The sequence below is a fragment of the Mesorhizobium sp. M1428 genome (assembly GCF_040317515.1).
GTDB lineage: Bacteria > Pseudomonadota > Alphaproteobacteria > Rhizobiales > Rhizobiaceae > Mesorhizobium.
In genome coordinates this window covers 1-22,338 of sequence record NZ_JAMYKT010000019.1, presented here as the reverse complement: position 1 = coordinate 22,338, position 22,338 = coordinate 1, and the positions used below count along the sequence as shown (strand labels likewise).

General features: G+C 61.4%; 23 protein-coding genes and 1 pseudogene. 6 read left to right on the top strand and 18 right to left on the bottom strand.

The features are described 5' to 3' along the window. Window positions 1–212: 212 nt before the first annotated feature. Window positions 213–857 carry a hypothetical protein gene (locus NKG60_RS23450; RefSeq protein ID WP_352668783.1) on the bottom strand — a complete coding sequence of 215 codons (645 nt, stop codon included), beginning with the start codon at window positions 855–857 and terminating at the stop codon, window positions 213–215. A gap of 492 nt (window positions 858–1,349) precedes the next feature. Between NKG60_RS23450 and NKG60_RS23440 the strand changes: the two are divergent. Then, window positions 1,350–1,559 (top strand): annotated as a pseudogene (locus NKG60_RS23440) (hypothetical protein); the annotation flags it as partial. Between the two features lie 239 nt (window positions 1,560–1,798). Further along, complete coding sequence (locus NKG60_RS23435) at window positions 1,799–2,716, top strand: hypothetical protein (protein WP_352668785.1); 918 nt, start codon at window positions 1,799–1,801, stop codon at window positions 2,714–2,716. 749 nt (window positions 2,717–3,465) lie between these two features. On the opposite strand, the gene NKG60_RS23430 is transcribed toward NKG60_RS23435, so the two are convergent. After that, window positions 3,466–6,891: an acyl-[ACP]--phospholipid O-acyltransferase gene (locus NKG60_RS23430; RefSeq protein WP_352975694.1), complete on the bottom strand. Its 3,426-nt coding sequence runs from the start codon at window positions 6,889–6,891 to the stop codon at window positions 3,466–3,468. Between the two features lie 662 nt (window positions 6,892–7,553). On the opposite strand from NKG60_RS23430, the gene NKG60_RS23425 reads away from it, so the two are divergent. Continuing rightward, window positions 7,554–7,940, top strand: a complete 387-nt coding sequence (locus tag NKG60_RS23425) for a hypothetical protein (protein ID WP_352668787.1) — start codon at window positions 7,554–7,556, stop codon at window positions 7,938–7,940. Continuing rightward, entirely contained in the window at window positions 7,937–8,461 is a 525-nt protein-coding gene (locus tag NKG60_RS23420) for an RES family NAD+ phosphorylase (protein WP_352668789.1), read from the top strand. Before NKG60_RS23425 ends, NKG60_RS23420 begins: the two co-directional genes overlap by 4 nt. 54 nt (window positions 8,462–8,515) lie before the next feature. Here the strand turns inward: NKG60_RS23420 and NKG60_RS23415 are convergent, their stop codons facing one another. The 13 genes from NKG60_RS23415 to trbB all read right to left on the bottom strand — a co-directional run bounded on the left by NKG60_RS23415 (window position 8,516) and on the right by trbB (window position 19,410). Further along, window positions 8,516–8,689 (bottom strand): hypothetical protein, encoded by a 174-nt coding sequence (locus NKG60_RS23415; RefSeq protein ID WP_352867777.1) that lies wholly within the window; start codon window positions 8,687–8,689, stop codon window positions 8,516–8,518. Next, window positions 8,690–9,208, bottom strand: a complete 519-nt coding sequence (locus NKG60_RS23410) for an SMC-Scp complex subunit ScpB (protein ID WP_352668791.1) — start codon at window positions 9,206–9,208, stop codon at window positions 8,690–8,692. A 397-nt stretch (window positions 9,209–9,605) separates the two neighbouring features. Next, on the bottom strand, window positions 9,606–9,833 hold the full coding sequence (locus tag NKG60_RS23405) for a DUF2274 domain-containing protein (RefSeq protein ID WP_352668793.1): 228 nt from the start codon (window positions 9,831–9,833) through the stop codon (window positions 9,606–9,608). Beyond that, window positions 9,830–11,041, bottom strand: coding sequence for a TraB/TrbI/VirB10 family type IV secretion system protein (locus NKG60_RS23400; RefSeq protein ID WP_352668795.1), 1,212 nt, complete (start codon window positions 11,039–11,041; stop codon window positions 9,830–9,832). The genes NKG60_RS23405 and NKG60_RS23400 overlap by 4 nt, the downstream gene beginning before the upstream one ends. Continuing rightward, window positions 11,038–12,102 (bottom strand): P-type conjugative transfer protein TrbG, encoded by a 1,065-nt coding sequence (gene trbG, locus NKG60_RS23395; protein WP_352668797.1) that lies wholly within the window; start codon window positions 12,100–12,102, stop codon window positions 11,038–11,040. Before trbG ends, NKG60_RS23400 begins: the two co-directional genes overlap by 4 nt. Then, a complete protein-coding gene (trbF, locus tag NKG60_RS23390) occupies window positions 12,099–12,785 on the bottom strand; it encodes a conjugal transfer protein TrbF (protein ID WP_352668800.1) in 687 nt (228 codons plus the stop codon). The genes trbG and trbF overlap by 4 nt, the downstream gene beginning before the upstream one ends. After that, on the bottom strand, window positions 12,782–14,152 hold the full coding sequence (gene trbL / locus NKG60_RS23385; protein WP_352668802.1) for a P-type conjugative transfer protein TrbL: 1,371 nt from the start codon (window positions 14,150–14,152) through the stop codon (window positions 12,782–12,784). Before trbL ends, trbF begins: the two co-directional genes overlap by 4 nt. Continuing rightward, window positions 14,149–14,517: a putative entry exclusion protein TrbK-alt gene (gene trbK-alt, locus NKG60_RS23380; RefSeq protein WP_352668804.1), complete on the bottom strand. Its 369-nt coding sequence runs from the start codon at window positions 14,515–14,517 to the stop codon at window positions 14,149–14,151. The genes trbL and trbK-alt overlap by 4 nt, the downstream gene beginning before the upstream one ends. Before the next feature lie 11 nt (window positions 14,518–14,528). Then, window positions 14,529–15,278, bottom strand: coding sequence for a P-type conjugative transfer protein TrbJ (gene trbJ / locus NKG60_RS23375; RefSeq protein WP_352668806.1), 750 nt, complete (start codon window positions 15,276–15,278; stop codon window positions 14,529–14,531). Then, window positions 15,275–17,782 (bottom strand): conjugal transfer protein TrbE, encoded by a 2,508-nt coding sequence (gene trbE, locus NKG60_RS23370; RefSeq protein WP_352668809.1) that lies wholly within the window; start codon window positions 17,780–17,782, stop codon window positions 15,275–15,277. Before trbE ends, trbJ begins: the two co-directional genes overlap by 4 nt. A 10-nt stretch (window positions 17,783–17,792) precedes the next feature. Then, entirely contained in the window at window positions 17,793–18,056 is a 264-nt protein-coding gene (locus NKG60_RS23365) for a VirB3 family type IV secretion system protein (RefSeq protein WP_352668811.1), read from the bottom strand. After that, window positions 18,056–18,319: a TrbC/VirB2 family type IV secretion system protein gene (locus tag NKG60_RS23360; protein ID WP_352492921.1), complete on the bottom strand. Its 264-nt coding sequence runs from the start codon at window positions 18,317–18,319 to the stop codon at window positions 18,056–18,058. The genes NKG60_RS23365 and NKG60_RS23360 overlap by 1 nt, the downstream gene beginning before the upstream one ends. Window positions 18,320–18,393: 74 nt before the next feature. Continuing rightward, window positions 18,394–19,410, bottom strand: a complete 1,017-nt coding sequence (trbB, locus tag NKG60_RS23355) for a P-type conjugative transfer ATPase TrbB (protein WP_352668813.1) — start codon at window positions 19,408–19,410, stop codon at window positions 18,394–18,396. Between the two features lie 543 nt (window positions 19,411–19,953). Here trbB and NKG60_RS23350 point away from each other — a divergent pair. Then, window positions 19,954–20,211, top strand: coding sequence for a type II toxin-antitoxin system VapB family antitoxin (locus NKG60_RS23350; RefSeq protein ID WP_352668815.1), 258 nt, complete (start codon window positions 19,954–19,956; stop codon window positions 20,209–20,211). Window positions 20,212–20,608: 397 nt separating this feature from the next. Here the strand turns inward: NKG60_RS23350 and NKG60_RS23345 are convergent, their stop codons facing one another. After that, entirely contained in the window at window positions 20,609–20,980 is a 372-nt protein-coding gene (locus NKG60_RS23345) for a GSU2403 family nucleotidyltransferase fold protein (protein WP_352668816.1), read from the bottom strand. Between the two features lie 12 nt (window positions 20,981–20,992). Between NKG60_RS23345 and NKG60_RS32315 the strand changes: the two genes are divergently transcribed. Further along, window positions 20,993–21,391: a DUF3072 domain-containing protein gene (locus tag NKG60_RS32315; protein ID WP_502903459.1), complete on the top strand. Its 399-nt coding sequence runs from the start codon at window positions 20,993–20,995 to the stop codon at window positions 21,389–21,391. A gap of 203 nt (window positions 21,392–21,594) precedes the next feature. On the opposite strand, the gene NKG60_RS23335 is transcribed toward NKG60_RS32315, so the two are convergent. Together NKG60_RS23335 and NKG60_RS23330 are read right to left on the bottom strand one after the other, a co-directional pair. Next, window positions 21,595–21,720 (bottom strand): hypothetical protein, encoded by a 126-nt coding sequence (locus NKG60_RS23335; protein ID WP_352668819.1) that lies wholly within the window; start codon window positions 21,718–21,720, stop codon window positions 21,595–21,597. Window positions 21,721–22,104: 384 nt separating this feature from the next. Next, a complete protein-coding gene (locus tag NKG60_RS23330) occupies window positions 22,105–22,233 on the bottom strand; it encodes a DUF2905 family protein (RefSeq protein WP_352975737.1) in 129 nt (42 codons plus the stop codon). Window positions 22,234–22,338 lie beyond the last annotated feature (105 nt).

Sequence of the window (22,338 nt, the reverse complement as noted above, 5' to 3'; positions counted from 1 at the left end):
ACAATTGGCAGCAATGCGCTCAAGGCAAATTCCGTTTCGAGCTTCGCCGGCAACGCATCGAGCATTGTCTCGGTGGCTTTTGGCTCGGCCGATGCCTTTCGAATTTGCGTTTGTCGCTCTCCGATGGAGAGTTTTTCGCGATAGATCGTGCGAAACCCGCCAAACTTCCGGATGATGGGGGAGTTGCTAACTTCTCGAAACGGTTCGGGCCTTCAACTCTGCTCTGTCTGCCGGCTGATCCGACCAATATCCTCGAACGCCGAGCGGATTTGGGGCCAGGGAAACTCCGCATCGCCCTCAGACGACTGACCTTCCTTGAGCACTGCATCAAGCTTGGCTGCCACACCGGCAACGGTAGTGGCAGGCGTTTCGGACAATACCTTGAGCAACTCCTCCGCTTGGTCGGCCGCCTCGCGTTCAGCAAGCATCGCGGCGGAATACCCAATTTCCTTGTCGGCGGCATCCCAGCGCGCCTGATGGGCCGCAAAGTCGGCTTCAGCCTTCGTGCGGGCCGCCGCGTGGATAGGCTCGGCGCCTACCACTTCGCTAAGTTCCTTAAGTGAATGTAGCGTCACCCTATCGCCGTTCGACTGCAGGATCACCGCACACGGAAAGCCAACAGTCTCGGCAAGCGTCCGCTCCAGCCGCTGTTGCTCTCGGCAAAGTCGTTCGGTCAAGTTGTGGGCATCCCGCCACTTGCGCCACGCCGTTAAAGCAGGATCGGCGCGCTCGTCCTTTTCCAAGTCTTCGCGCGCGGGCTCCGTTGGCTGTGGTCCCACCATTGCAATTGCCGTTCGCGCAACGACCCTCTTGCGCGTGACGAAAGACAAAGTCGTGTTATTGTCGGAATCACCCATGATCCGAGCTCCTGACAGCTTTGGTTGTGGTTAGGCCGAACGACGTGTTGACGCACGTCGTTCGGCTGCGAAGCGCAACCACGATTTACGTACATACCGTACATTACGGACAGACCGATTGTCAAACACGCCTGACCCTGTTGACACCAAAACTGAGCGCTTCGAGTTGCGACTCTCGAGCGACTTGCTTGCTCGCGTTGACGAATGGCGTCGAAAGCAGCCCGATCTTCCCAGTAGATCGGAGGCGTTCCGCCGGCTGGTGGAGGTTGGGCTAGCCGCTAGATAGTTGGGCGATCCAGTACTGCCTATCTCGCTTGCCAGCCGCCGGGGCAAGGGGCGTCGATCTGTGTTCGGTCACTTTAGCCGCATTTGAGGACAACCGTCATTCTGCAAACCGAGTCACGTCCATTCCAAGAGAATTCCATGGTCTGCCTCCGGCGCTGTTTCACCGGCGCAGAATGTGCAGCCGAGTCGCCACCCCCTGCCTGACCCATGCAGCGCTACAAGGGCCTTGGTGAAATGGACGCCGAGCAGCTCTGGGAAGCGATACTCTACTCGAATGTCCGCTCGCTCTTACAGATCAAGGTCAACGACGCGACCGATGCGGACTCATTGTTTTCGCGACTGATGGGCGACGAGGCCGAGCCAAGGAGCGAATTCATCCAGGAAAACGCACTGTCGGTTGCCAACCTGGATATCTGAGCCGCGATCCAGAATACCTAACCGGAAGGCACGAAGTGCATCCTGGCGCATCATGGCGGCTGCTGCATCGCAACAAAGATGACCGAGGAACACCCGGAACGGAAAGTCTTTCAAGGCATTGTAGTTAATCACAATCGCCGCAGGAGGCATCCATGGGACGTGGCATTTTGCTCTGGCTTCTCGGAGTCCCGATTCCGATCATTATTCTGATTATGCTGTTTGCAAGGTAGGGGGCTTCCATGCCGTCCACCCTAACGACTGTCGACGTTTCCGCACCGACGGAATCCTCTTCCCCCGCCGTCAGCTGGGGACCAATCGTCGCCGGCGCCTTTGCTGCGTCGACGCTTACCTTCATTCTGATGCTGCTCGGCTCCGGGCTTGGGCTGAGCATGGTGTCGCCATGGTCAGGTTCGGGTGCGTCAGTCACCACTTTCGCCGTTTCCACCGCCGTTTGGCTCATCATCGTGCAATGGCTATCTTCCGCTCTCGGCGGCTACCTTGCCGGGCGCCTGCGTACAAAATGGGTCGGCATCCACACCGATGAAGTCTTCTTCCGCGATACCGCTCACGGCTTCCTGGCCTGGGCGCTGGCGACGCTGCTCGTCGCCGGCGTGCTCGGCACAGCGCTTTCGGCCGCGATCGGCACCGGAGTCCAGGCTGCTTCGACTGTCGCATCCGGTGCGGCAATGGGGGCGTCTGCGGGGGCTGCTGCAAACGCCGGTGGCGCCTCGACTGACAACGCCACGTCGTATTTCGTCGATACGCTGTTCCGCCCGGCCGATCCGGCAAGGCTCGCTGCCGCCAGTCCGGAGAGCGACGCTGCGGCAACGGCGCAGGCATCGCGCATTCTGATCGCGAGTGCCGCAGCAGGCGAAATATCGGCCGACGACAAGACCTATCTGTCGCGGCTGGTGGCCGCCCGCACAGGTCTGTCCGAAGCCGATGCCACCGCTCGTGTCGATGCAGTAATCGCCAAAGCGCAGGACGCCAAGGTTAAGGCCCAGCAGGCGGCCGACACCGCCAGAAAGGCAGGCGCCACCTTCTCACTGATTGGCGCGCTGTCGCTGGTCGTCGGGGCCTTCATTGCGAGCGCGGCTGCAGCACTTGGCGGCAGGCAGCGCGACGATGAGGAAGCGATTTTCCTGACCAATCGTTGATCGGTGGCTTATGCAAGTTCGATCGTAAGGCCTGCCCGTCGATTTGATGGCGGATGACTAGTGGGCCGAGCATTCCGAGGCATGGTTGTACGGGCTTCGACGGCCTGCCGATTGGCGGTGAGCCAAAGCCGGTCAGCGATACGCTGGAAGGCGACCCCGACGAGGTTGAGGTGGTCCAGCGCCAACCTTGAAAGGCGCATTGCGCCACGCCTTTCACGCGCCGCACAGGTTAGTCCTCCTACAAGAAACTCGGTACGGGGCGACGAAGCGGGCCGGTGGCCACCCCGGCAACCAGGCGAAGGCGCCCTATCTGAATTCCGATGCGCGAATGCGTCGATCAAGCTTGCCCAACATCATATTCGTGCATCCCGACCTTCTTCACCTGAGCCCGCAGTTCGGCTGGTGGGGCGATGCACTTCGAAAAGCTTCCAGGAACCGCAGTCGATCGCGAATTGCAGAACCGTTCAACGACCTATGGGGCCGGAACCGGACTGTCAGCTTTCAAGATGACTGGACAAGATAGCCGGCCCTTGCGTGCAGGCTCGTCTGACCGCTGTGCGGCGCTTTGCTGCCATTCGAAGGATGGGAGATGAAGGTCTCCAATCAGGCGCAAAACTGCCGTTCCCTTCGTAATAGATATAAGCCGGCTTCAATTCAGAACCGACCTCGGCCAAGGCCTATCTTCGAGCCAAGACGACCTTCGTTGCATGTGATTGGGCAAACGGGCCGACTTCCTCGGTCGGCTATTGTCAAGCCGCCTGGGTTTTCATGTCTTCGCCGCTAACCATTTTTGTCACAGCGGAGAAATCGAGCTTGCCTGAGCCCAGGACAGGCACTTTCGCAACGACGCGCACCTCGGCCGGCACCATCAGGTCCATGGCGCCGTTCGCCTTGGCGAAGGCCAGGAATTCGGCACGCGTAGCGTTGGCCGCCTCGGTAATGAGGACCAGCTTTTCGCCCTTGCGCGCATCTGGCAGGGCGGCGACCGCCGAGAGCGAGCCTTTCCACAATTCACCCGCCAGCGCCTCGACGGCGGCCAGCGAGATCATCTCGCCACCGATCTTGGCAAAGCGCTTGGCGCGGCCGCGAATAGTGATGAAGCCGACGTCGTCGACGGCGACGACGTCGCCGGTGTCATGCCAGCCGTCTTCGAGCGGCTCGAGCACGCCCGGCTTCTCGGTGCGCAGATAGCCTGCCATGACGTTGGGCCCCCGCACGAACAGCCGTCCGCCATCCTCGACGCCAGGCACCGGGTCCAGGCGATACTCCATACCCGGCATGATTTTGCCGACACTGCCGGATCGGTTGTACATCGGCGTGTTGATGGAGATCACGGGCGCGGTTTCGGTCACGCCATAGCCTTCGAGGATGCGCAGGCCAAACTTTTCCATGTAGGTGGCGCGGGTCGAAGGCTTGACCGGTTCCGCTCCGGCAAAGCAATAGCGCACTGAGCGGAAGTCGTAAGGGTGTGCGGTGCGGGCATAGCCGGCAAGAAACGTATCGGTGCCGAAGATGATCGTTGCGTTCGAGGCGTAAACCAACTCCGGCACGATCCGGTAGTGCAACGGCGAGGGGTAGAAATAGACCGGCACGCCCGAGATCAGCGGCAGCACTGTGCCCGCCGTCATGCCGAAGGAATGGAAGATCGGCAGCACATTGAAGACCTTGTCGCCCGAATGGAAGTCGATACGCGAGGCCGCCTGCGCGGCATTGGCCAGGATGTTGCGGTGGGTGAGCACCACGCCCTTCGGCGTGCCTTCGGAACCTGAGGTGAACAGGATCACCGCTGGATCTTCGGACTTGCGGGCGACCCGGGGTGCGCTTTTGCGCAAAAGGGCGAGCAGCTTGTCCTTGAGACCAATGGTGGCCCGCAGATCATCGAGCCAAACGATGTCGACCGATCGGCCGAGTTCCTCGATCACGGCGCCGAGTTTCGCTTGTTCGACAAAGGCGCGCGAGGTCAGCACCGTGCGCACCTCGGCGGCTTTGCAAGCGGAGACGATGTTGGCTGCACCGGCAGTGAAGTTCATCATCGCCGGAACCTTGCCGGCCGACATGACGCCGAGCAGAGTCGCGCAGGCGCCGTTAGCGTTGGGTAGCATGATACCGAGCGTCTGCTGGCCGGCAAACAGATTCTTGAATTTCTCGCCAAGTATGGCGGCGGCTGTCAGCAGCTTGCCGTAGCTCAGCGAACCGGTGACCGGGTCCTGCACGGCAAGCTGCTTCATGCCGCGTTCGTTCGCCGTCTGGATGATCCTCTCCAGCACGGTCTTGTCGATGTCCTGGGTGCGGAAGACGAGATCCGACATGACCTGGTAGAGGGCAGCGCCCGCCGCGGCACGGCGGTTCCGACCCTTCAGATCCTGCGCTACTCGAAGTTTGACGGGCTCCAGAATGGTCACCTTGACCTTCGGGAACAGCCGGCGGCGAACATGCTGCGAGGTCAGCCGCGAAAAATAGCTCTTCTCCAGCCCGTCGATGCGCACGGGCACGACCATCGAGCCGGTCTTGTCGGCCACCATAGCGGCACCGTCATAGACCTTCATCAGGCCGCCGGTCACGGTGATCCGGCCCTCGGGGAAGATGACCAGCGGATCGCCGCCTTGCACGACCTTGATAAGCGTGCGGGTCGACATCGGCTTGGCCGGATTGAGCGGCAGGGCGCGCGCAAGTTTCATGAACGGCTTCATCCACCAGGCCTGGGCGATAGTGTAGTCTATGGCAAACACCGGCTCCTCATCGGTCAGCGTCAAAGCCAGCGGACCGTCGAGAAAACTGACATGGTTGAGCGCCAGGATGGGTGCCGGGCCGGCCGCCTTGAGGTTCTCCAGCCCCTCCACCTCCAGCCGATGGAAGGCTCGGAACAGAATGGAAACGAAATCGCGGAAGGCGTTTGTCGGCAGGTATTTCAGCATCAGCCAGGCCGCGACCACGTTGAGAGCGGCGAGACCGAAAAGGATACCTCCAGTGGAGACGCCCGCTGCTTGAATCGCGGCGACGAATATGCCGCCCACCGTCATGAAGCCTGCATTCACGATGCTCACCGCGGCGACCACGCGAGCGCGGCTGGCTTCGGGCGCCCAGGCTTGCACGGCGGCGAAGGTCGGCACGACAAGAAAGGCGCTGGCAATAGCCATGCCGGCAAGGTCGATCGCAACATGGACCGTGTTTGGTCCCGCGAAGAATGTTGCGAGCGTTTCGGCCCTGGGCGAGGGCTGCATGCTCCAGATGGTCCAGGCCAGGTCCAAGCCGAATAGTGCCATCAACGTCGTGCCAACCGGGGCTGGCAAGAGCACGATGCGGCCCTGCGACATCCATGCAGCTATGGCAGAGCCAATGGCGATTGAGACGGCGAACACCGCTAGATAGGCGGTGACAGCGATTTCTCCGCCACCGAGCGAATCCTTGACCAACGTAGGCAGGATCGAAAGGACGATGGCCCCGATCAGCCAGAACCACGACGTCATCAGTCCGGCGCGCCAGATCCGCTTGTCGGCACGCAGGCCGTTAACCTGTCGCCACGTCGAGCGAAAGATGTTCCTGTCTATAACCAGTTCGGGTGCAGCAGAACCGGTTGACGGAATGTATCGGCTGACAAACCAGCAACCGATGGCGAGAATCATCATCATCGGCCCGAAGACCGAGACACCTATGCCATCGACCGAAACGACGCCTCCGGCGATAGTGCCGCCGAGGATGGCGGCGAAGGTTGCCGATTCGATCCAGGCATTGGCGCGAGGCAATTCCTTGCGCTCGAGATGGTCCGGCAGGATGCCGTACTTGATTGGTCCGAACAGTGCCGAGATGATGCCGAACATCAGCAACGCCGCCATCAGCACCGGAATAGACGACAGCGCGATCCCGACGACTGCGACAGCAGCTGCGGCAATCTCGGTGAATTTCAGCCGACGGGCGATAAGCGCCTTGTCGAACCGGTCGGCGATCTCGCCACCAAGGGCAGACAGGAGCAGGAAGGGAGCCATGAAGACGGCACCTGCCAGAGTGACCAGTGATGCTGCCGTGTCCGCGGCCAGGGTGAACAGAATAAGGAACACCAGCGTGTTCTTGAGGAAATTGTCGTTGAAGGCGGACAGGAACTGCGTCCAGAAGAGAGGCGCAAACCGCCGTGACGTCATCAGATGACTGTTTGTATGGCCGTTCGTGGCGATTTCCATAGCGGCGACTTCCATTGGGTAGACTGTTGATCCTCGATCAGCGGCCTTGCGCGGATTGAGCTCTTGTAGCGAGAACCCGGTTACACTTCGTTACTGCGGCTCGCATCGATCAGCGGCTTTGGGTCTTGGCGACTTCCGGCCGGTTCATGAACCGGCTTGCCTCTTCCGCCTCTCGCAGGGTTTGGTGATGCTGATCGAGGGATCTTGGAGGCCTGGTCGCGGCCGAACCCATTGGCGGGAGCCCTTGCCCCATGAATTTGATGCGGTCGTCATCCAAGCGGCCATTGCGAAAGTGGCGTGGTCAATGTGTGCAGGCGCTTGAACCCGTGGGAGCGTAGCTGTTGGAGGTTTGGTGCCTTTTGGTTTTAGGTCTAGGTTGGGCCGGCCTTGGTCTGTTTCAGGTTAGATACAATCAAGCCTGTCTCGCGCATAGTTCGGGTCGACCGCTCCACGCGCACCTGCGACCTCCGGCGCGGGCTCGGCATTAGGGCAGTGCAATGCTGCTTTAATGACCGAGATGGGCGCATTGCTGCCGCTAGCTAGCATCCGCTACGAGGATGGGGAAGGACGAGCAGTGCGCTGGAACAGCGCCAAGCTCTGTTCACTTGCTATGCCTAGAAATGTGCATATATTGTGCGTATGAGAGAGGTCGGAGATTTGTTATGACCCAGGCACAGCTCGCACGATCGAAAGTGGTCTCAGGTTTTGTCGACAGTCTGCAGGAGCCGCGAACGCCTTATATCTCGCCGAAGCGCCTGTCGCAGGCGCTGGGCGTCAAGGTGGCCAACCTGGCGCAATTAACCGGCGTCCACCGCAACACGCTCCGTAACCCGTCATCGGAGCGACTGCAGGGTCGGATGCGCGAGATGGTGAAGGTGATTTCGGCCGCAACGGAACTCACCGGCGACATCAAGAAGGCGATCTTTTGGTACCGCAATGAACCGATTGCCGACTATGGCCATCGCACGGCTGCCGAACTCGTCGCGGACGGCCAGGTCGAGGCGGTTCTGGCCTTTATCCGAGATCTCGAGAACGGGGCGCGCGGGTGAAGGTCACCCGCGTCGGGCCGGACGAGATCTTCCATCGCTATCTGACACCCAAATGGGCCTTCCTGCCCACCAGCGGTGCAGGCGCAGCGATCGACGGCGGTCGTTTCAACCGGCCAGGCGTCGAAGCGCTTTACTTATCCCTCGCCCCTCAGACAGCGTTGGAGGAATACAAGCAGGGCGCCAGCATCACCCCGCCGGCCACTCTTGCCGCCTACAAAATCACGCTTTCCGAGGTCGCCGATCTTTCGCAGGGGTTCGATCCAAATGCCTGGGATAGTGACTGGAAGGAATGGGATTGTGGCTGGCGCCAGATCGCTCGCATTGACAGAAAGATACCTTCATCCTGGAAGCTTGGGGACCTGGTCATTACAACCGGGCTTCGCGGTATCCTGTTTCCGTCGCTGCGCCATGCCGGCGGCACCAACTTGGTGATCTTTTCAGCCAACCTGGTCGAAGGCGACAAGGTCGCGGTCCATGATCCCGATCACCGGCTGCCGCACGATCAGTCATCGTGGCCCTGAGTTGCTAGCTGTCGTAAGCAACCCGTTTTTCGATCAGTACAGAGCGCCTCATCCTCAACGACGCCTGTCGTTGGCTCGCCCTCTTCGCCGTCGCTTCCCCCGGCTAAGACCGATCGGTATATCCTCGGCCAGCAGCTTCTCCTTCGACAGCAGCCCTGCGTACTCGAGAGCCGGTAGCTGGCGCAGCGTGTCGAGCCCGAACTGCGACAGGAAAGTCTTCGTCGTCACCTAGGTCTGTGGCGCGCCTGGCTGCGGGTCGCGCGATCCCGAGGCGATAAGGTCCTGCGCGCGCACACGCCGATCAGGTCGCGCGACACCTCCTTGCCGAAAAAAGCTCGACAACTCACCCCGGGTGGTCGGCTGGAAATAGGCAATGCACATCAGCACAAGAGCCTCCGCCTGCGACAGTTCTTTTGACCCCTCTCTCGCAGTGCCGCCAAAGGCAGCGTGGGTGATATCTCCAAAGACCTTCTTGGCGCGGTGCTGCCGGCCGGCGACTGCGACCAGTTCGTAGCGGCGCTTGGCGAGCTCGGCGCGGATCTCGTCGGTGACCAGGTCGAGATCGCAGCTTTTGCCGACGACGCGTGCCAGCACCTTTCGTGTCACGTGTTCGCTGGCGGCGAAAACGACCGCTTCGACGCAGAGCGTCCATTCGCGCCAGCGCACATCGGCCGGCAGGTGCTCCAGTTCAATGTCCACCAATGCCGGCTGATCGCTTGCCTTGAGGCGGGCGGAGGCTTCGGCCATCGCTAGAGCCCAAACAGTCGGAACGAGGCGCGGCCGGTGAGCTCGCGCACGGTGGGACAGCTCGGCGGCCAGGCGGCACGCCTCCGCCGCCGCTTGAACCAGGGCCCGGCAAAACCGCCCGCTCAAGGGGGGCTCTCTTCAACGTCCGCTTAAAAGTGTCGGCCTTGTGTTTGTCGCTGCGATCACGATTCGCGCCAGATCGCGAAGGTGTGCCCCCCGCAGACGGCGACCGGCATAGACGTCTCGCTCATCTGCGTCCACTAGACTAGCCGCGGCACACAACCCCGCGATAGACCCGCTCCATGCGGACGGGGAGCAGACGATGATCGCGTGTGATTGGAGAAGGTGCGGGGTGGCTCTCTGTGCAGACTACCATCAGACCGATCGCTGGCTTTCATTATGCTGACTTCGTGTCAGAACGCATTCGGCCAAATGCCCTGTCCGTTGCCATGAAGCGTGCCAGCATCGGCGCGATCAGCTTTGTCGGATCTGCGATTGTCTGGCCGCTTTCACGGCCAAGCACATCGGCATAAGCGACAAGGTCGCGATGAACGGCGGCAGGCAGTTCGACCGTGATCTTGACCGGACGGTCATCGGGAATGGAGGAAAGTCTCAGCTTGGTCATGATGGATCCTTCGCGCCGTACGGCGCCAGCACCAGGTCGTGATTGACGATGACGCGAACCGGGAAACCGGGCCGCACGGTGAGCGTCGGCTGGACGTTGAGCTGATTGCGCACGAGCTGCTGGCCAATATCGGAGGCCGAACCCTGCGCGCTTTCGCGGATGGCCTTGGCGATTTCGCTTTCATCGTCGCTGGACCCAAGCGATGTCCCAATGCCCAGCAATGTCGAGAGTGCGGCGGCACGGAACATCTGGCCCCAATGATGGTCAACCTCGTCTTCAAGCCCGGAAAATCCTTCAGCATCTGCGCCCTGCTGGCGCTCCAGAACGATTGAAGTGCCGTCAGGCATGATCAGCCGGTTCCAGACCAGCAGCACGCGCGACTGGCCGAAGGCGACGTGGCTGTCGTACTGGCCGATCAGCCTCGCACCCTGCGGGATCAGGAGATGGGATCCTGTCGGGCTGTCGTAGACATTTTCCGTAACCTGAGCGGTGATATCGCCAGGCAGGTCGGAGCGGATGCCGGTGATAAGGGCAGCCGGAATGACGGTGCCGGCTTGCACCACATAGGGCGAGGCCTTCTCGGCGAGCCGATCGGGGCTGACAGTGCGACGGTCTGGCTCGGCATTGACGAAGGCGAGCTTGCCATCCTGCATGTTTTGCGCGGCACCAGGATCGATCGGTGGCGTCCGGGGAGGCAGAGTCAGACCAGATTGGGTGTCCGGTTCCGTGACTCTGCTGCCAGCACCCTGTCGTACCGGATCAGCTCTCGTGCTCGTATCGGTGAAAAGCTTCGCCACGCGTGCGGCCTCAATCTCGGCAAGTCGGCGCTGCTCCTCCGGATCGGTGCGCGGTCCACTGACATTGGATGCCCCATCCGGCTGGTCGCGTTCCTGAGCACGCAAGATCGGCCGGCCCAAATCGCCAGGCAGAGCGGGGCCGAGTTGCGGAACACCGGCATAGTCCTTCGGCAGCTTCTGTAGCCCGTCGGCCGTTGAGCGGTTTTCGGTGGTGAAGAGCTCGGGCGGCTGTTCGGTCCCACGCTGTCTGGTGTCGAGCGCCCAAATCAACGTGCCGAGGATCGCAGCGCTGGCAACTCCACCAAGGCCTATCAGCACCTTGCGCGACAGTCGCGTGACGCTCGCCGGTTCTGGCCGCAGGCGCAGTTCCGCTCGAATGTCCTGGTTGGGTGCGTTTGCAGGGTCGCTCATCGCAAAAGCCTCGTGCTGGGCGAGGTTTGTTTGCCGTCCGTGCGTACGATGCGGACGCGCTTTTCACTTGTTTTGTCGCCGAGCCTCAGTTCAGCGGCGGCAAACAGCCGATCCACGACATAGTAATTCTGGCGAGCACGGTAGTTGACCAGTTCGGAGCCCCCCGATGGGCCGATGACGAAGAGCGGCGGCATTTCGCCCTGCCCTATGCCTGACGGGAACTCGATATAGACTTTTGCACCGTCGTCGAAGGCGCGAAGCGGTCGCCAGGGTGCTGCGTCGCCTTCGATGCGGTAGCGGAAATTCAACTTCTGGATGTCGACGCCGGACGCAACCGGCTGTGCGGCGGAAGCCTGCGCGTTCTGCCGCCGCAGCGCAATCAGCTGGTCCTGCGGATACTGCCAGGAGACCGAGGCCATGTAGGTCTTTTCGGTCGAGCGCAGCTCGAGATGATAGGTGCGGCGATCGCTGTTGATGACGAGATTGGTCTGGAGATCCGGCCGTGTCGGCTTCACAAGAATATGGACCTGTTGGCGCTCCCCTGCCCCGCTTTGTGTGTCGCCAATGATCCAGCGCACCGTGTCGCCGGCGGCCACAGGCCCGGAGCCGACAAGCTGCTCGCCGGGCTGCAAGGCGATGTCGGTGACCTGGCCGGGCGCGGCATAGATCTGGTAGAGCGCGCCCTCACTCCAGGGATAGAGCTGGATGGCATTGACGAACCCGTCGCGAACCGGCTGCATTCTAGCTGCCTCGTTCGCCTGGCTGATCCGCTGCTTCGGATCGGTCGGCTCCGGCTCTACCTTCGCGGCGTCGACCGGTTTCAACTGACCCGGCAGCGGAAGCGGTTTCGGCACTTCCACCACCTTCACCGGACCAGGCAGGTCGACCTTGCGCACGGCCGGCACCGCATCGTCATAGGCGATCTGCGGCGGAATGTATTTCTTCGATGCACAGCCGGCGAGCGCCGTTGCCGACAGGAGTGCCAGGGCAAATATACGTGCCTTGGGCGCATTGCGCGTGTCCGGTCTCGCCGATCTTCTTGTACGTGCCGCACGCATCATGAAAGCTCCTTCGACCAGCTGATGGCGTTGACATAGACGCCGAGCGGATTGGCTTTCAGCCGGTCGGCGTTGCGGGGTTGTTGGATCACGATCGTGAGGATTGCGGTCCAGCGCTCGGTGCCGGCCAGGTTGCCGTTCTCGTAGCGGCGCTCGATCCAGGCGACGCGGAAGGAATCGGGCGAAGCACGGATGACGCTGGAAACCTCGATCGCGATCTGGAGTTTGCCCACTTTGGCAAAAGGGTCGTTCAAGCGAGCGTAATCATTGAGAGAAGTGGCGCCACGATCCGTGGTGTAATCGTAGGCGCGCAGCCAATTTTGACGGACGATAACGGGGTCGGCCGGAATGCTTCTGACCTGTTCGATGAAGCGGGCCAGATGCCAGGCGATCTGGGGGTCGGTCGGCCGATAGTCGGCAACAGCCGGGGCGACAAGCTGCGCCTCGCCAAACTTGTCGACCTGAACCACCCAGGGAACCACCGAACCGCGCGTCGATTGCCAGACCAATGCAGATGCAAAACCGCCGGCCAGGACGAGCGAGCCGAAAGCCATCAGCCGCCAATTCTTCGCCTGGACGCGAGCCGAGCCAATGCGCTCGTCCCAAATCTGGGCTGCACGCTGATATGGCGTCTCTGGCTGAGGCGTTTTTGCGTAACGAACGAAAGGGCGTCTAAAGGGGGTCATCGGCGGTCGTCCTGATCGAGGGAAACATTCATCGAGCCGCCGCCATCATCACTCGAGTGGACCGAATGGGCGGCGATGCTGGCGCCATGGCTCATGGCCTGGCTACGTTTCATGCGTTTTGCCCATGCGGGCGGAGAGTCGGTACTGGCCTCGGTGGTCGGCCAGTCACCGGAGGAAGCGGTGCCCGACGAGTGCTCTCCACTCGTCGCAGTCCAAGCCGCAAAGCGGCCGGTCTCATAGCTGTCGGACAGCGCCGACGCAGCGCGCGACATGGCCTGCCTCACCGGTCGAACGGCAGCTCTGGCGCCAGCCCTGGCGACACCTGCCATGCCGCCGGCGACCGAGCCTGCACCGTCTGGTCCAGATGTCGCTACGCCAAGCTCCCAGGCGCCCGAAGTGCTGCCGGCCAGATGCGCGCCGCCGCGTGCGGCTGCTGCCGACATACGCGCACCTGCATTGAGTGCGCCTGCTGCGTCGCTCAATCCGGCGCGAGCACCCATAGCGCCAGCCACGCCAAGGCCGCCAGCGACGAGGCTCGTGCCAACAGCGGCACCTGCGCCCAGTTGCGGGGCACCAGAAACCAGCCCCGTCGCAATGCCAGGACCGAAGATCGACAGCCCCATCAGCGACAGAGCGCCGAGCACAAGCGACAGCGCATCCGTGATTGTGGGCTGTTCGGCGCCGAAGCCTTGGGTGAACTCGCCGAAAAGGCCCGAGCCGATGCCGACGATGACGGCAAGGACCAGTATCTTCACGCCGGAGGCAACGATGTTGCCAAGCACTTTTTCGGCAAGGAAGGCGGTCCGGTTGAACAGCGCAAAGGGGATCAGCACAAACCCGGCCAGCGTCGTCAGCTTGAATTCGACCAGCGTGACGAAGATCTGGACGGCCAGAAGAAAGAACGCGATCAGTACAATCGCCCAGGCGATCATCAGTACTACGATCTGGACGAAATTCTCGAAGAACGAGACGTAGCCCATCAGCTGGCTGGCGGCCTCGAGGATCGGATTGCCGGCATCGATGCCGACTTGCGCGACGCGGCCCGGCTGCAGCAATGCCGAGCCTGAAAGTGCCGAACCTCCAGCCTTCAGGCCGAGCCCGGAAAAGCTCTCGAAGACGATGCCGGCCAGACGATTGAAGTTGCCGATGATGAAGGCGAAGAAGCCGATATAGAGCGTCTTCTTCACCAGGCGATGCAGCACGTCCTCGTCAGCACCCCAGGCCCAGAAGAGGCCGGCGAACGTGATGTCGATGACGATCAGCGTGGAGGTCAGGAATGCCACCTCGCCGCCGAGCAGGCCAAACCCGGAATCGATGTAGCGAGTGAAAGTCTCGAGGAAGCGATCGATCACGCCGGTGTCGTTCATGGCACCACCATTTCCGGATCGAGCCGGTCTTGAGCGCGAGGTGGTGTTGGCGGTTGGAGCGGCGGCAGGCGACCTGGGTCCTTTTCGATCGTCGGAGCCGCGTTTGGCGCTACGGGACGAGATGGCCGCAGAAAGCGTCGGCGGCCTTCAGCCCAGGCTTTCCTGCAGGCGTCGTCACTAATCGCCGCCATGCCGATGTCCCGGCATCGGGCAAGTTCGACGCTTGCCGGCTCGCCGCCCGGATGTGCCGAACGCGGGGAGGACGCGTCCTGCGAGCCGTCGCCGCGCAGCGCGATGAAGGCGGCGGTCATGGCGGCGCCAAGGGCGAGAACGGCTGTCATCCGGGCGGCGATCTTGAGATCCATGCCTCTTCGCCTCAGTCGTGGAACATTTTTACGGATGAGGCGCTGTAGCTGCTGCCCGTCATGAAACGGCTGAACTGTTCCCGCGCCTGCTCCTGCGCGGCAGCCCTCCTCGCCTGCTCAAGGGCCTCGGCCCTTCCTTGTGCCGCCAGCATCGCGGTGAGATCGGCAACTTGCTTGGCCTGGACGGCGAGGAGCTGGTTGCCGGCCTGCGTCGCCTGCAGCACGCCGACAGCCGACTGGCTGGCGCTGACCAGAGCACCCGTCTGCTCCTGTGTCCCTGCGATGTTGTCGACTGCGACGGCGCCCGTTTTCAGTGAATGCTCAAAGGCAGACACCGAGGTCTGCCAGCGTTGATGCGCACCCTCGACGAGCTGCTTGCTGGAGAGATCCGAACCGAAATTCGCGTAAGTGGAGGCAAACTGGCTCTCGATATCCTGGACGCTATAGGCCAGCTTCTCGGCCTCGCCGAGCAAGCTCTTCATCTGGGAAAAATTGCCCTCGATCTGGCCAAGCAGCGAGGTCGGCAGGGAAGTGAGATTCTTCGCCTGGTTGATCAGCATCTGCGCTTCGTTTTGCAGGGAGGTGATCTGGTTATGGATCTGCTCCAGGGCACGCGATGCCGAAAGCAGGTTCTCGGCGTAGTTCCTGGGATCGAACACGATCAGCGCCGATGCTGGTACCGATGACAGAGCCGTGGCGACCGCGATGGCGCCGGCTGCCGCCATGCGACCAATACGGCTGCGTGCAAGAATGGAATTCATGACGAAATCTCCTCGGTGGACTGCTCGATCATGTTGGTGAGACTTGGGATGAGGTCGGCCGCCCAGGAGAGGCCGCGATCCGCTAGCCAGGCCTCGAGGAAATGGTCTCGGCCGGCCTCGGCGATTATCCGATCGATCGCGGCCTGGTCCGATTTGGACGATGTGGCGCAGAGCGCCAGCGCGACCGGACCGAGACCCAGTTCGAACAGGCGATTGCCGCGGCGGCTTTGACAGAAATAGTCGCGCTTCGGTATCGCTCGGGCGATGATCTCGATCTGGCGATCGTTGAGCCCAAAGCGTCGATAGATCTCGGTGATCTGCGGCTCGATGGCGCGTTCGTTTGGCAAGAACAGCCGCGTCGGGCAGCTTTCGACTATTGCCGGCGCGATTGGCGATCCGTCGATGTCGGAAAGCGACTGCGTGGCGAAGACCACGCTGGCGTTCTTCTTTCTCAGCGTCTTCAGCCATTCGCGCAGCTGGTCGGCGAAACCGCCATCGTCGAGCGCCAGCCAGCCCTCGTCGATGAGCAGCAGTGTTGGCCGGCCGTCCATCCTCTGCTCGATGCGGTGGAACAGATAGGCAAGCGCCGCGGCAGCAGCACCGGTGCCGATCAGGCCCTCGGTTTCGAACGCCTGGACGGAGGCCTCGCCGAGACGCTCATGCTCGGCATCAAGCAGCCGGCCATAGGCACCACCGATACAGTAGGGACCAAGCGCCTGTTTCAGCGGCGAGGACTGCAGCAGCACGGACAGGCCAGTCAGCGTCCTCTCCTGGACTGGCGCAGAAGCCAGCGATGTGAGTGCCGACCACAGATGTTCCTTGACCTGCGGCGTGATGGTCACGCCCTCGCGCAGCAGAATGTCGACAAGCCAGTCGGCCGCCCAGGCCCGCTCTGGCGTATGATGGATGCGGGCAAGCGGCTGTAGCGACACGGTGTCAACGTCGTTCGACAGATCGGTCAAAGTGAGCAAGGGCAATGGATCGTCAGACCCCTGCCCGCTTGCGGTATTGCTTCCGAGATTGTGCCAGTCACCATTCATGGCGAGCATGGCCGCGCGGATTGAGCCACCGAAATCGAAGGCAAAGACCTGGTTGTTTTTGTAACGCCGGAACTGAAGCGCGATCATCGCCAACAGGACCGACTTGCCGGCGCCCGTTGGGCCGACCACGAGGGTGTGGCCGACGTCTCCAACATGCAGGCTGAACCGGAACGGCGTGGCACCTTCCGTTCTGGCGAAGAACAGCGGCGGAGCGCCAAAATGGTCGTCCTCGATCGGACCTGCCCAGACCGCGGACAGTGGAATCATGTGCGCGAGGTTGAGCGTCGAAAGCGGGGGCTGGCGAATATTGGCATAGACGTGGCCAGGGATGCCGCCCAGCCAAGCTTCGACAGCGTTGACGCCTTCGGCGATGCAGGTGAAGTCCCTGCCCTGAACGATCTTTTCAACCTGACGCAGCTTTTCGTCGGCAATCGAGGGGTCGGCATCCCAGACAGTCACGGTGGCGGTGACATAGGCTTCGCCGATCTGATCTGAGCCCAGATCCTGGAGCGCCGCGTCGGCGTCGGCCGCCTTGTTGGCGGCATCCGTATCGACGAGGACGGACGCCTCGTTGGTCATCACCTCCTTGAGGATCGCGGCGACGGATTTCCGTTTCGCGAACCACTGACGGCGTATCTTCGTCACCAACTTGGTCGCGTCGGTCTTGTCGAGCATGATCGCCCGCGTCGACCAGCGGTAGGGGAAGGCAAGGCGATTAAGGTCGTCGAGAATCCCCGGGAAGGTCATCGTCGGGAACCCGGTGATGGTGAGTGTGCGCAAATGCGCATCGGCAAGCCTCGGCTCTAACCCGCCGGCCAACGGCTGATTGACAAGCAGGCTATCGAGATGCATCGGCGTTTCTGGCACACGAACGCGATGCCGCTTGGTCGAAATGGTTGAGTGCAGGTAACTCAGCGTCTCTTCATCGTCGAGCCAGTCAGCTTCGGGAACGAAGCCCTCGAGGAGGTTGAGCACGCGGTCGGTGCGATCGACAAAACTTTTCAGGAGCTCCCACGGATCGACACCGGTCTTTTCCCGGCCTTCGTAGAGCCAGCTCTCCATTCGCGACGCTTCCTCGGCCGGAGGCAGCCACACGAAGGTGAGGAAGTAGCTGCTTTCAAACAGCACACCGGAGTCTTCGAACTGTTCGCGACGCTCGATGTCGAAAAGTGCGGATGCGCAATCCGGGAACCGGCTCTCCGGGTAGCCGCTGGCGGGATTGCGCTGCGCTTCGACAAAAATTGCCCAGCCGGAGCCGAGCCGGCGCAGCGCGCCGTTGAGCCGCGCGGTTGTGCCGACGAGCTCCGCCGGCGTCGCGGAGTCCAGATCCGGCCCGCGAAAACGCGCCGTTCTTTGAAAACTGCCGTCCTTGTTAAGCACCACGCCCGGCGCCACCAGGGCGGCCCAAGGCAGATGGTCGGGGAGGCTGGCACTCTTCTTTCGGTATTCCGCGAGGTTCATCATGGCGAAAACCTCAACATCCGAAATGCGCGGGGTAGCGCAGGTGCCGGCGAACCACATCGACGAATTGCGCATCGCGCTTCGCCGCCCAGACGGCCATGAGATGCCCGACCCCCCAGATGACAAGCCCGGCGACCCACAAACGAAGTCCCAATCCGACCGCGCCGGCGAGCGTGCCGTTGGCAATCGCGACTGCACGCGGCGCGCCGCCGAGCAGGATCGGTTCGGTGAGTGCGCGATGAACCGGCGCGAAAAAACCACGAACCTCCTCCTCCATCAGATCAGCGCTCCGCCGCCGAAGGAGAAAAACGACAGGAAGAACGAACTTGCCGCGAAAGCGATCGACAGCCCGAAGACGATCTGGATCAGCCGGCGAAATCCGCCTGACGTGTCACCGAAGGCGAGCGACAAGCCGGTGATGATGATGATGATTACCGCCACAATCTTGGCAACTGGCCCCTCAATCGATTCGAGAATTTGCTGAAGGGGCTCCTCCCAGGGCATGGAGGAACCGGCAGCATGGGCGGGCGCAATCGTCATGATCGCGGCGGTCGCCGCATACGAAAGCTCGACGGCAAGTTTGCGGATAGCCAATGAATTGAAGCGGATCGGGGTCATTCTGAAGCTCCAAAGGGCGGGTAGTGATTCACGGTCAGTGTGGTCTCGAGATTTGCTTCCAGGGTGCGGTAGTCGCCGGTGGTCGGATCGAGCCCGTCGACCAGGGCGATCTCGACGAGCCGGCGCGCTGAGCCGCGGCCAGCGAGAACTGCGATGAGATCTATGGTTTCGCCAATAAGTGCGCGCGGAACCGTAACGACGGCCTCCTGCACCAGCTGCTCCAGTCGCCGCAGTGCGCCAAGGGCAGAATTGGCGTGGATGGTGCCGATGCCACCGGGATGGCCGGTGCCCCAGGCCTTCAGCAAATCGAGCGCTTCGGCGCCCCGTACCTCGCCGATCGGGATGCGGTCGGGCCGAAGCCGCAATGATGACTTCACTAGATCGGACAGCGAGGCGACACCGTCCTTGGTGCGCAGCGCTACAAGATTGGGCGCAGCACACTGCAGCTCACGCGTATCCTCGATCAGCACGACGCGCTCGGCGGTTTTAGCCACCTCCGCCAAAAGCGCGTTGACCAGCGTGGTCTTGCCCGTCGATGTGCCGCCGGCCACCAGCACGTTCTTCCGTGTCTCCACGGCAAGCTGCAGGAAGTCAGCCTGGCCTTCGGTCATGATGCCGGCAGCGACATAGTCCTGAAGCGTAAACACCGCGACTGCCGGCTTGCGGATGGCGAAGGTTGGCGCCGTGACAACAGGCGGCAACAGGCCCTCGAACCGTTCGCCGGTCCCGGGCAGTTCAGCCGAAACACGCGGCGAGCCCGAATGCACCTCGGCACCGACATGGTGCGCGACCAGCCTGACGATCCGTTCGCCGTCGGCCGCGATCAGTATTTCATTGCTTGCAACGAGCCCTTCCCTGAGACGATCAACCCACAGGCGACCGTCGGGATTGAGCATCACCTCGACAATGGCTGGATCATCAAGGAAGCGTGCGATGGCCGGGCCGAGGGCGGTGCGCAGCATGCGGGCGCCGCGCGATGCCGCTCCCTTGTTGGTATGATGGTTGGTCGCCATGCCGGTCCCCGTTTCTCACCACGAACTGGTTCGTGGCGCGGTCGGGGATCATTAGAAAAGGCAGGAACGCCGGCCTTGCAACAAGCAAAAACGGCGATCGTGGCGTGACGTGCAGAGACTTGCGAAATGCGGTGCCGCGACCGCGATAGCTCAGCAACCCGGTGCCCGACTGGCCATCGCCGCTCCAGCAGAACAGCCGGCTATATCTAGTCCGCAAGCGGAACCCGCTTAGGAAATCATTTTGGCATCGAGGTTTCCAAGGATCGGCTCGGCGTGCATGTTTTGCCGTCCGGTGAGACGTTCTCGGTGGAGAATGACCACGCCGGGGTGGAGGTTTGGCGGGTGGCAGCCCTTTCATCGGCCGTTGTCCGATTGGAGTCGACAGGCAGCTTCGAGAGACTGGCGGTCGCCACCTTGGCAGGCGCCTGCCTGGCGATTGTCGTGGTCAATCCGGCGCATGGGTAGGCGAGGCTTGCAGGTATGTTGAAGAGCCTAGAGAACTATGGTGGAAATTGCCAGAAAGGAAGATTTTTGGAGTTTCTCATGTCCCTGAACATCGAAAATCCGGCTACGGTGGCTCTCGCTGATGAACTCGCGCGCCGCCAGGGTATCAGCAAGACAGCAGCCATCCATCAGGCCCTTAGCGAGCGCCTGCATCGCTTGGGCTTTGGAGGGACCGCTCAGGAGCGTCTGCTGGCAGAATTGCGCGCCATCCGAGAAAGAGTGGCACGATTGCCTGAACTGGATAGTCGCAGCGACGAGGAGATCATCGGGTATGACGAGCATGGAATCCCCAACTGATGGTGATCGATACCTCAGCTGTTGTAGCGATCCTTCGGAGCTCCAGCTTGGGCCCTGTAACAGCGTTCAATTAGTTTCGATTCTGGCAGCTAGGCCTGCATCAACGGGTGTCACGCCAATTGGTCCCAAAGAAGAACAAGCTGGCGTCTCTCGTCCCTCCGGTCTGGCGCTGCTGGGCCGCCTCTTCGATCGGTTGGAGGTTGAGGGCCAATCCAGCCGGGCCAACATGTAGCTCGGACATTCACCGCCGCGACGCTGGTTGCGCGAACAAATGATGGGCCTCGTCGAAAACGGCCCTTGGTAGGACCCGAAGCTCGCTTGCTTCGTAGGCGAGATGCTCGAGATACTGCGTCGTCAGTCGGGCAACCACTTGCGCTTGGGCTAGGTCGCGACGGCGCTAGATTGGCTCGCGATCAGCTCGTTTTGAGACCCAGAATTGGTGAACGGCAAAAATACGCGGATCGGGAACCACGAGCCGTAACGGTCCGCCTTTTTCATCGATGGCGATTGCTTCGAAAGCAGGGGCATTTTCCAACCATGCCAAGTCGGCGATCTCGGCGGCAACCAATTCGTCGTTTGCCTTCCCGATACTTTCCCGGCTCGGCTTCCACGCCGGGTTTGCGTGCGGTCTGATCGGATCGACGAGGTATCCGTCGCGGTTCACCGCGGGGAACGTGGCGGACGAACGCTCGAAAGATCGATCGACCTTGCGCAAAAGGTTGATGAGCGCTCCATCTTCGTTCCATTGTGACTGTTGAAGTAGCTGCATTAATTAAACAATATGACGACGAAGCAGCTTGTCTACCTCAGCGCAATTGAAGCAAAAGCGCCGCTCGAACGCGGCCTTCTCTGGTATTCGATCCGCAGACCAATCGGTGCAAACGGTCTGAGAAGGCCCACCAATGTGGCGGAACAAATCATGATCATTTCTCATTGTGGTAATCATCAAGGGAGATTGAGCATGGGCGACCGGCACAACCCAAAAATCGAGACTCCGGCAAATGTCGAAAAGGACCCGGAAGATTGGATCAGCGGAGATGACCCAATGACTCCCGCACAAGCCTCGTATTTGAAAACTCTGGCCGAACAGGCCGACGACCCTGACGCCTATGCTGACGGCCTCAGCAAGGCGGAAGCTTCTAAACGCATTGATGCACTCCGGGAGAAGTTAGGCCTGTAGCGTCCGCTCGTGGCGTTTCGTATCCAGCGAGGGTCGAATTGGGAGAGTTTTGCTGCAGTTGTGACCCGCGCAATTAATTTTCTGAATTCAGCGATCGAGACCACGAACGCCGGATGGGAGCGGCTTTTAGGGTGCAGCAGCCCGGCATCCGCCTAAGCTCACCAAGACCTCGCCCGCCAGTCTAATCCTGCTGTCGAAACAGATCAGGACGTCCCGATCAGCGCGACGGTCAGCAGAGACACAAAAAGGACAAGGGCGATTGCAGCGCCCCAGAAGAGAACTTTTTCGGTGCCGCGTTGCTCTTCCTCGCGAGATATGTCTTTCGCCATGCATGCATCCTTTGCGAAGGTGGCGACTGAGCAACGTGCCGTGCCAAGCCTGGGTTCCCGGTAAACGCACTGTGAGAAAGCTCTCGGAATGAACCTCCAACCGGCGGTTGGTGGACGCATTGCAGCTGATGCATCTAAAATTCGCGTGATCCGCGCGCACTGGGCATGCCCGACCCCGAGCCCCCGCCCGGTGCAACAGCGCTTGATCGACCCCGCCGCATCAAACTGTGCGGCGGGCTTTTTCCTCAGGCGATGGAACACCGGCGCGCAAAGAAAGTTCTGCCCACGCAGCAAACTCTTTCCCTCATATTTTTGCTGCCAGATCGGATATCTCCGATCGGCCCGCGTCGCTCCTATCCTCCGGCGGCGCGGGCTTCGTCCTCGCTATCGGTCGAGTAGCCACAGAACAAACCGGAGAACGATGCTGATCAGAATCCCGGTGCCGATCGGAGCATAAAACGTGAAGTTCTCACGTTGGAGCTTGTCGCCGATCCTGGTCAACGGTCGCGGCATATGTGAGGCGGGAGCGCCATTCTTTTTATCGAGCCGGTGAAACATTTCTCATGGATCGCAGTTCTTGGATCCAGAGGAGTTGAATAAGGGCAACCTATTGCACGC

Bases quoted from the DNA above. Each gene is read 5' to 3' on its own strand.
- NKG60_RS23450 (WP_352668783.1), bottom strand. From the start codon at position 857: ATGGGTGATTCCGACAATAACACGACTTTGTCTTTCGTCACGCGCAAG.
- NKG60_RS23435 (WP_352668785.1), top strand. From the start codon at position 1,799: ATGCCGTCCACCCTAACGACTGTCGACGTTTCCGCACCGACGGAATCC.
- NKG60_RS23430 (WP_352975694.1), bottom strand. From the start codon at position 6,891: ATGGAAATCGCCACGAACGGCCATACAAACAGTCATCTGATGACGTCA.
- NKG60_RS23425 (WP_352668787.1), top strand. From the start codon at position 7,554: ATGACCCAGGCACAGCTCGCACGATCGAAAGTGGTCTCAGGTTTTGTC.
- NKG60_RS23410 (WP_352668791.1), bottom strand. From the start codon at position 9,208: ATGGCCGAAGCCTCCGCCCGCCTCAAGGCAAGCGATCAGCCGGCATTG.
- NKG60_RS23405 (WP_352668793.1), bottom strand. From the start codon at position 9,833: ATGACCAAGCTGAGACTTTCCTCCATTCCCGATGACCGTCCGGTCAAG.
- NKG60_RS23400 (WP_352668795.1), bottom strand. From the start codon at position 11,041: ATGAGCGACCCTGCAAACGCACCCAACCAGGACATTCGAGCGGAACTG.
- trbG (WP_352668797.1), bottom strand. From the start codon at position 12,102: ATGATGCGTGCGGCACGTACAAGAAGATCGGCGAGACCGGACACGCGC.
- trbF (WP_352668800.1), bottom strand. From the start codon at position 12,785: ATGACCCCCTTTAGACGCCCTTTCGTTCGTTACGCAAAAACGCCTCAG.
- trbL (WP_352668802.1), bottom strand. From the start codon at position 14,152: ATGAACGACACCGGCGTGATCGATCGCTTCCTCGAGACTTTCACTCGC.
- trbK-alt (WP_352668804.1), bottom strand. From the start codon at position 14,517: ATGGATCTCAAGATCGCCGCCCGGATGACAGCCGTTCTCGCCCTTGGC.
- trbJ (WP_352668806.1), bottom strand. From the start codon at position 15,278: ATGAATTCCATTCTTGCACGCAGCCGTATTGGTCGCATGGCGGCAGCC.
- trbE (WP_352668809.1), bottom strand. From the start codon at position 17,782: ATGATGAACCTCGCGGAATACCGAAAGAAGAGTGCCAGCCTCCCCGAC.
- NKG60_RS23365 (WP_352668811.1), bottom strand. From the start codon at position 18,056: ATGGAGGAGGAGGTTCGTGGTTTTTTCGCGCCGGTTCATCGCGCACTC.
- NKG60_RS23360 (WP_352492921.1), bottom strand. From the start codon at position 18,319: ATGACGATTGCGCCCGCCCATGCTGCCGGTTCCTCCATGCCCTGGGAG.
- trbB (WP_352668813.1), bottom strand. From the start codon at position 19,410: ATGGCGACCAACCATCATACCAACAAGGGAGCGGCATCGCGCGGCGCC.
- NKG60_RS23350 (WP_352668815.1), top strand. From the start codon at position 19,954: ATGTCCCTGAACATCGAAAATCCGGCTACGGTGGCTCTCGCTGATGAA.
- NKG60_RS23345 (WP_352668816.1), bottom strand. From the start codon at position 20,980: ATGCAGCTACTTCAACAGTCACAATGGAACGAAGATGGAGCGCTCATC.
- NKG60_RS32315 (WP_502903459.1), top strand. From the start codon at position 20,993: ATGACGACGAAGCAGCTTGTCTACCTCAGCGCAATTGAAGCAAAAGCG.
- NKG60_RS23335 (WP_352668819.1), bottom strand. From the start codon at position 21,720: ATGGCGAAAGACATATCTCGCGAGGAAGAGCAACGCGGCACCGAAAAA.
- NKG60_RS23330 (WP_352975737.1), bottom strand. From the start codon at position 22,233: ATGCCGCGACCGTTGACCAGGATCGGCGACAAGCTCCAACGTGAGAAC.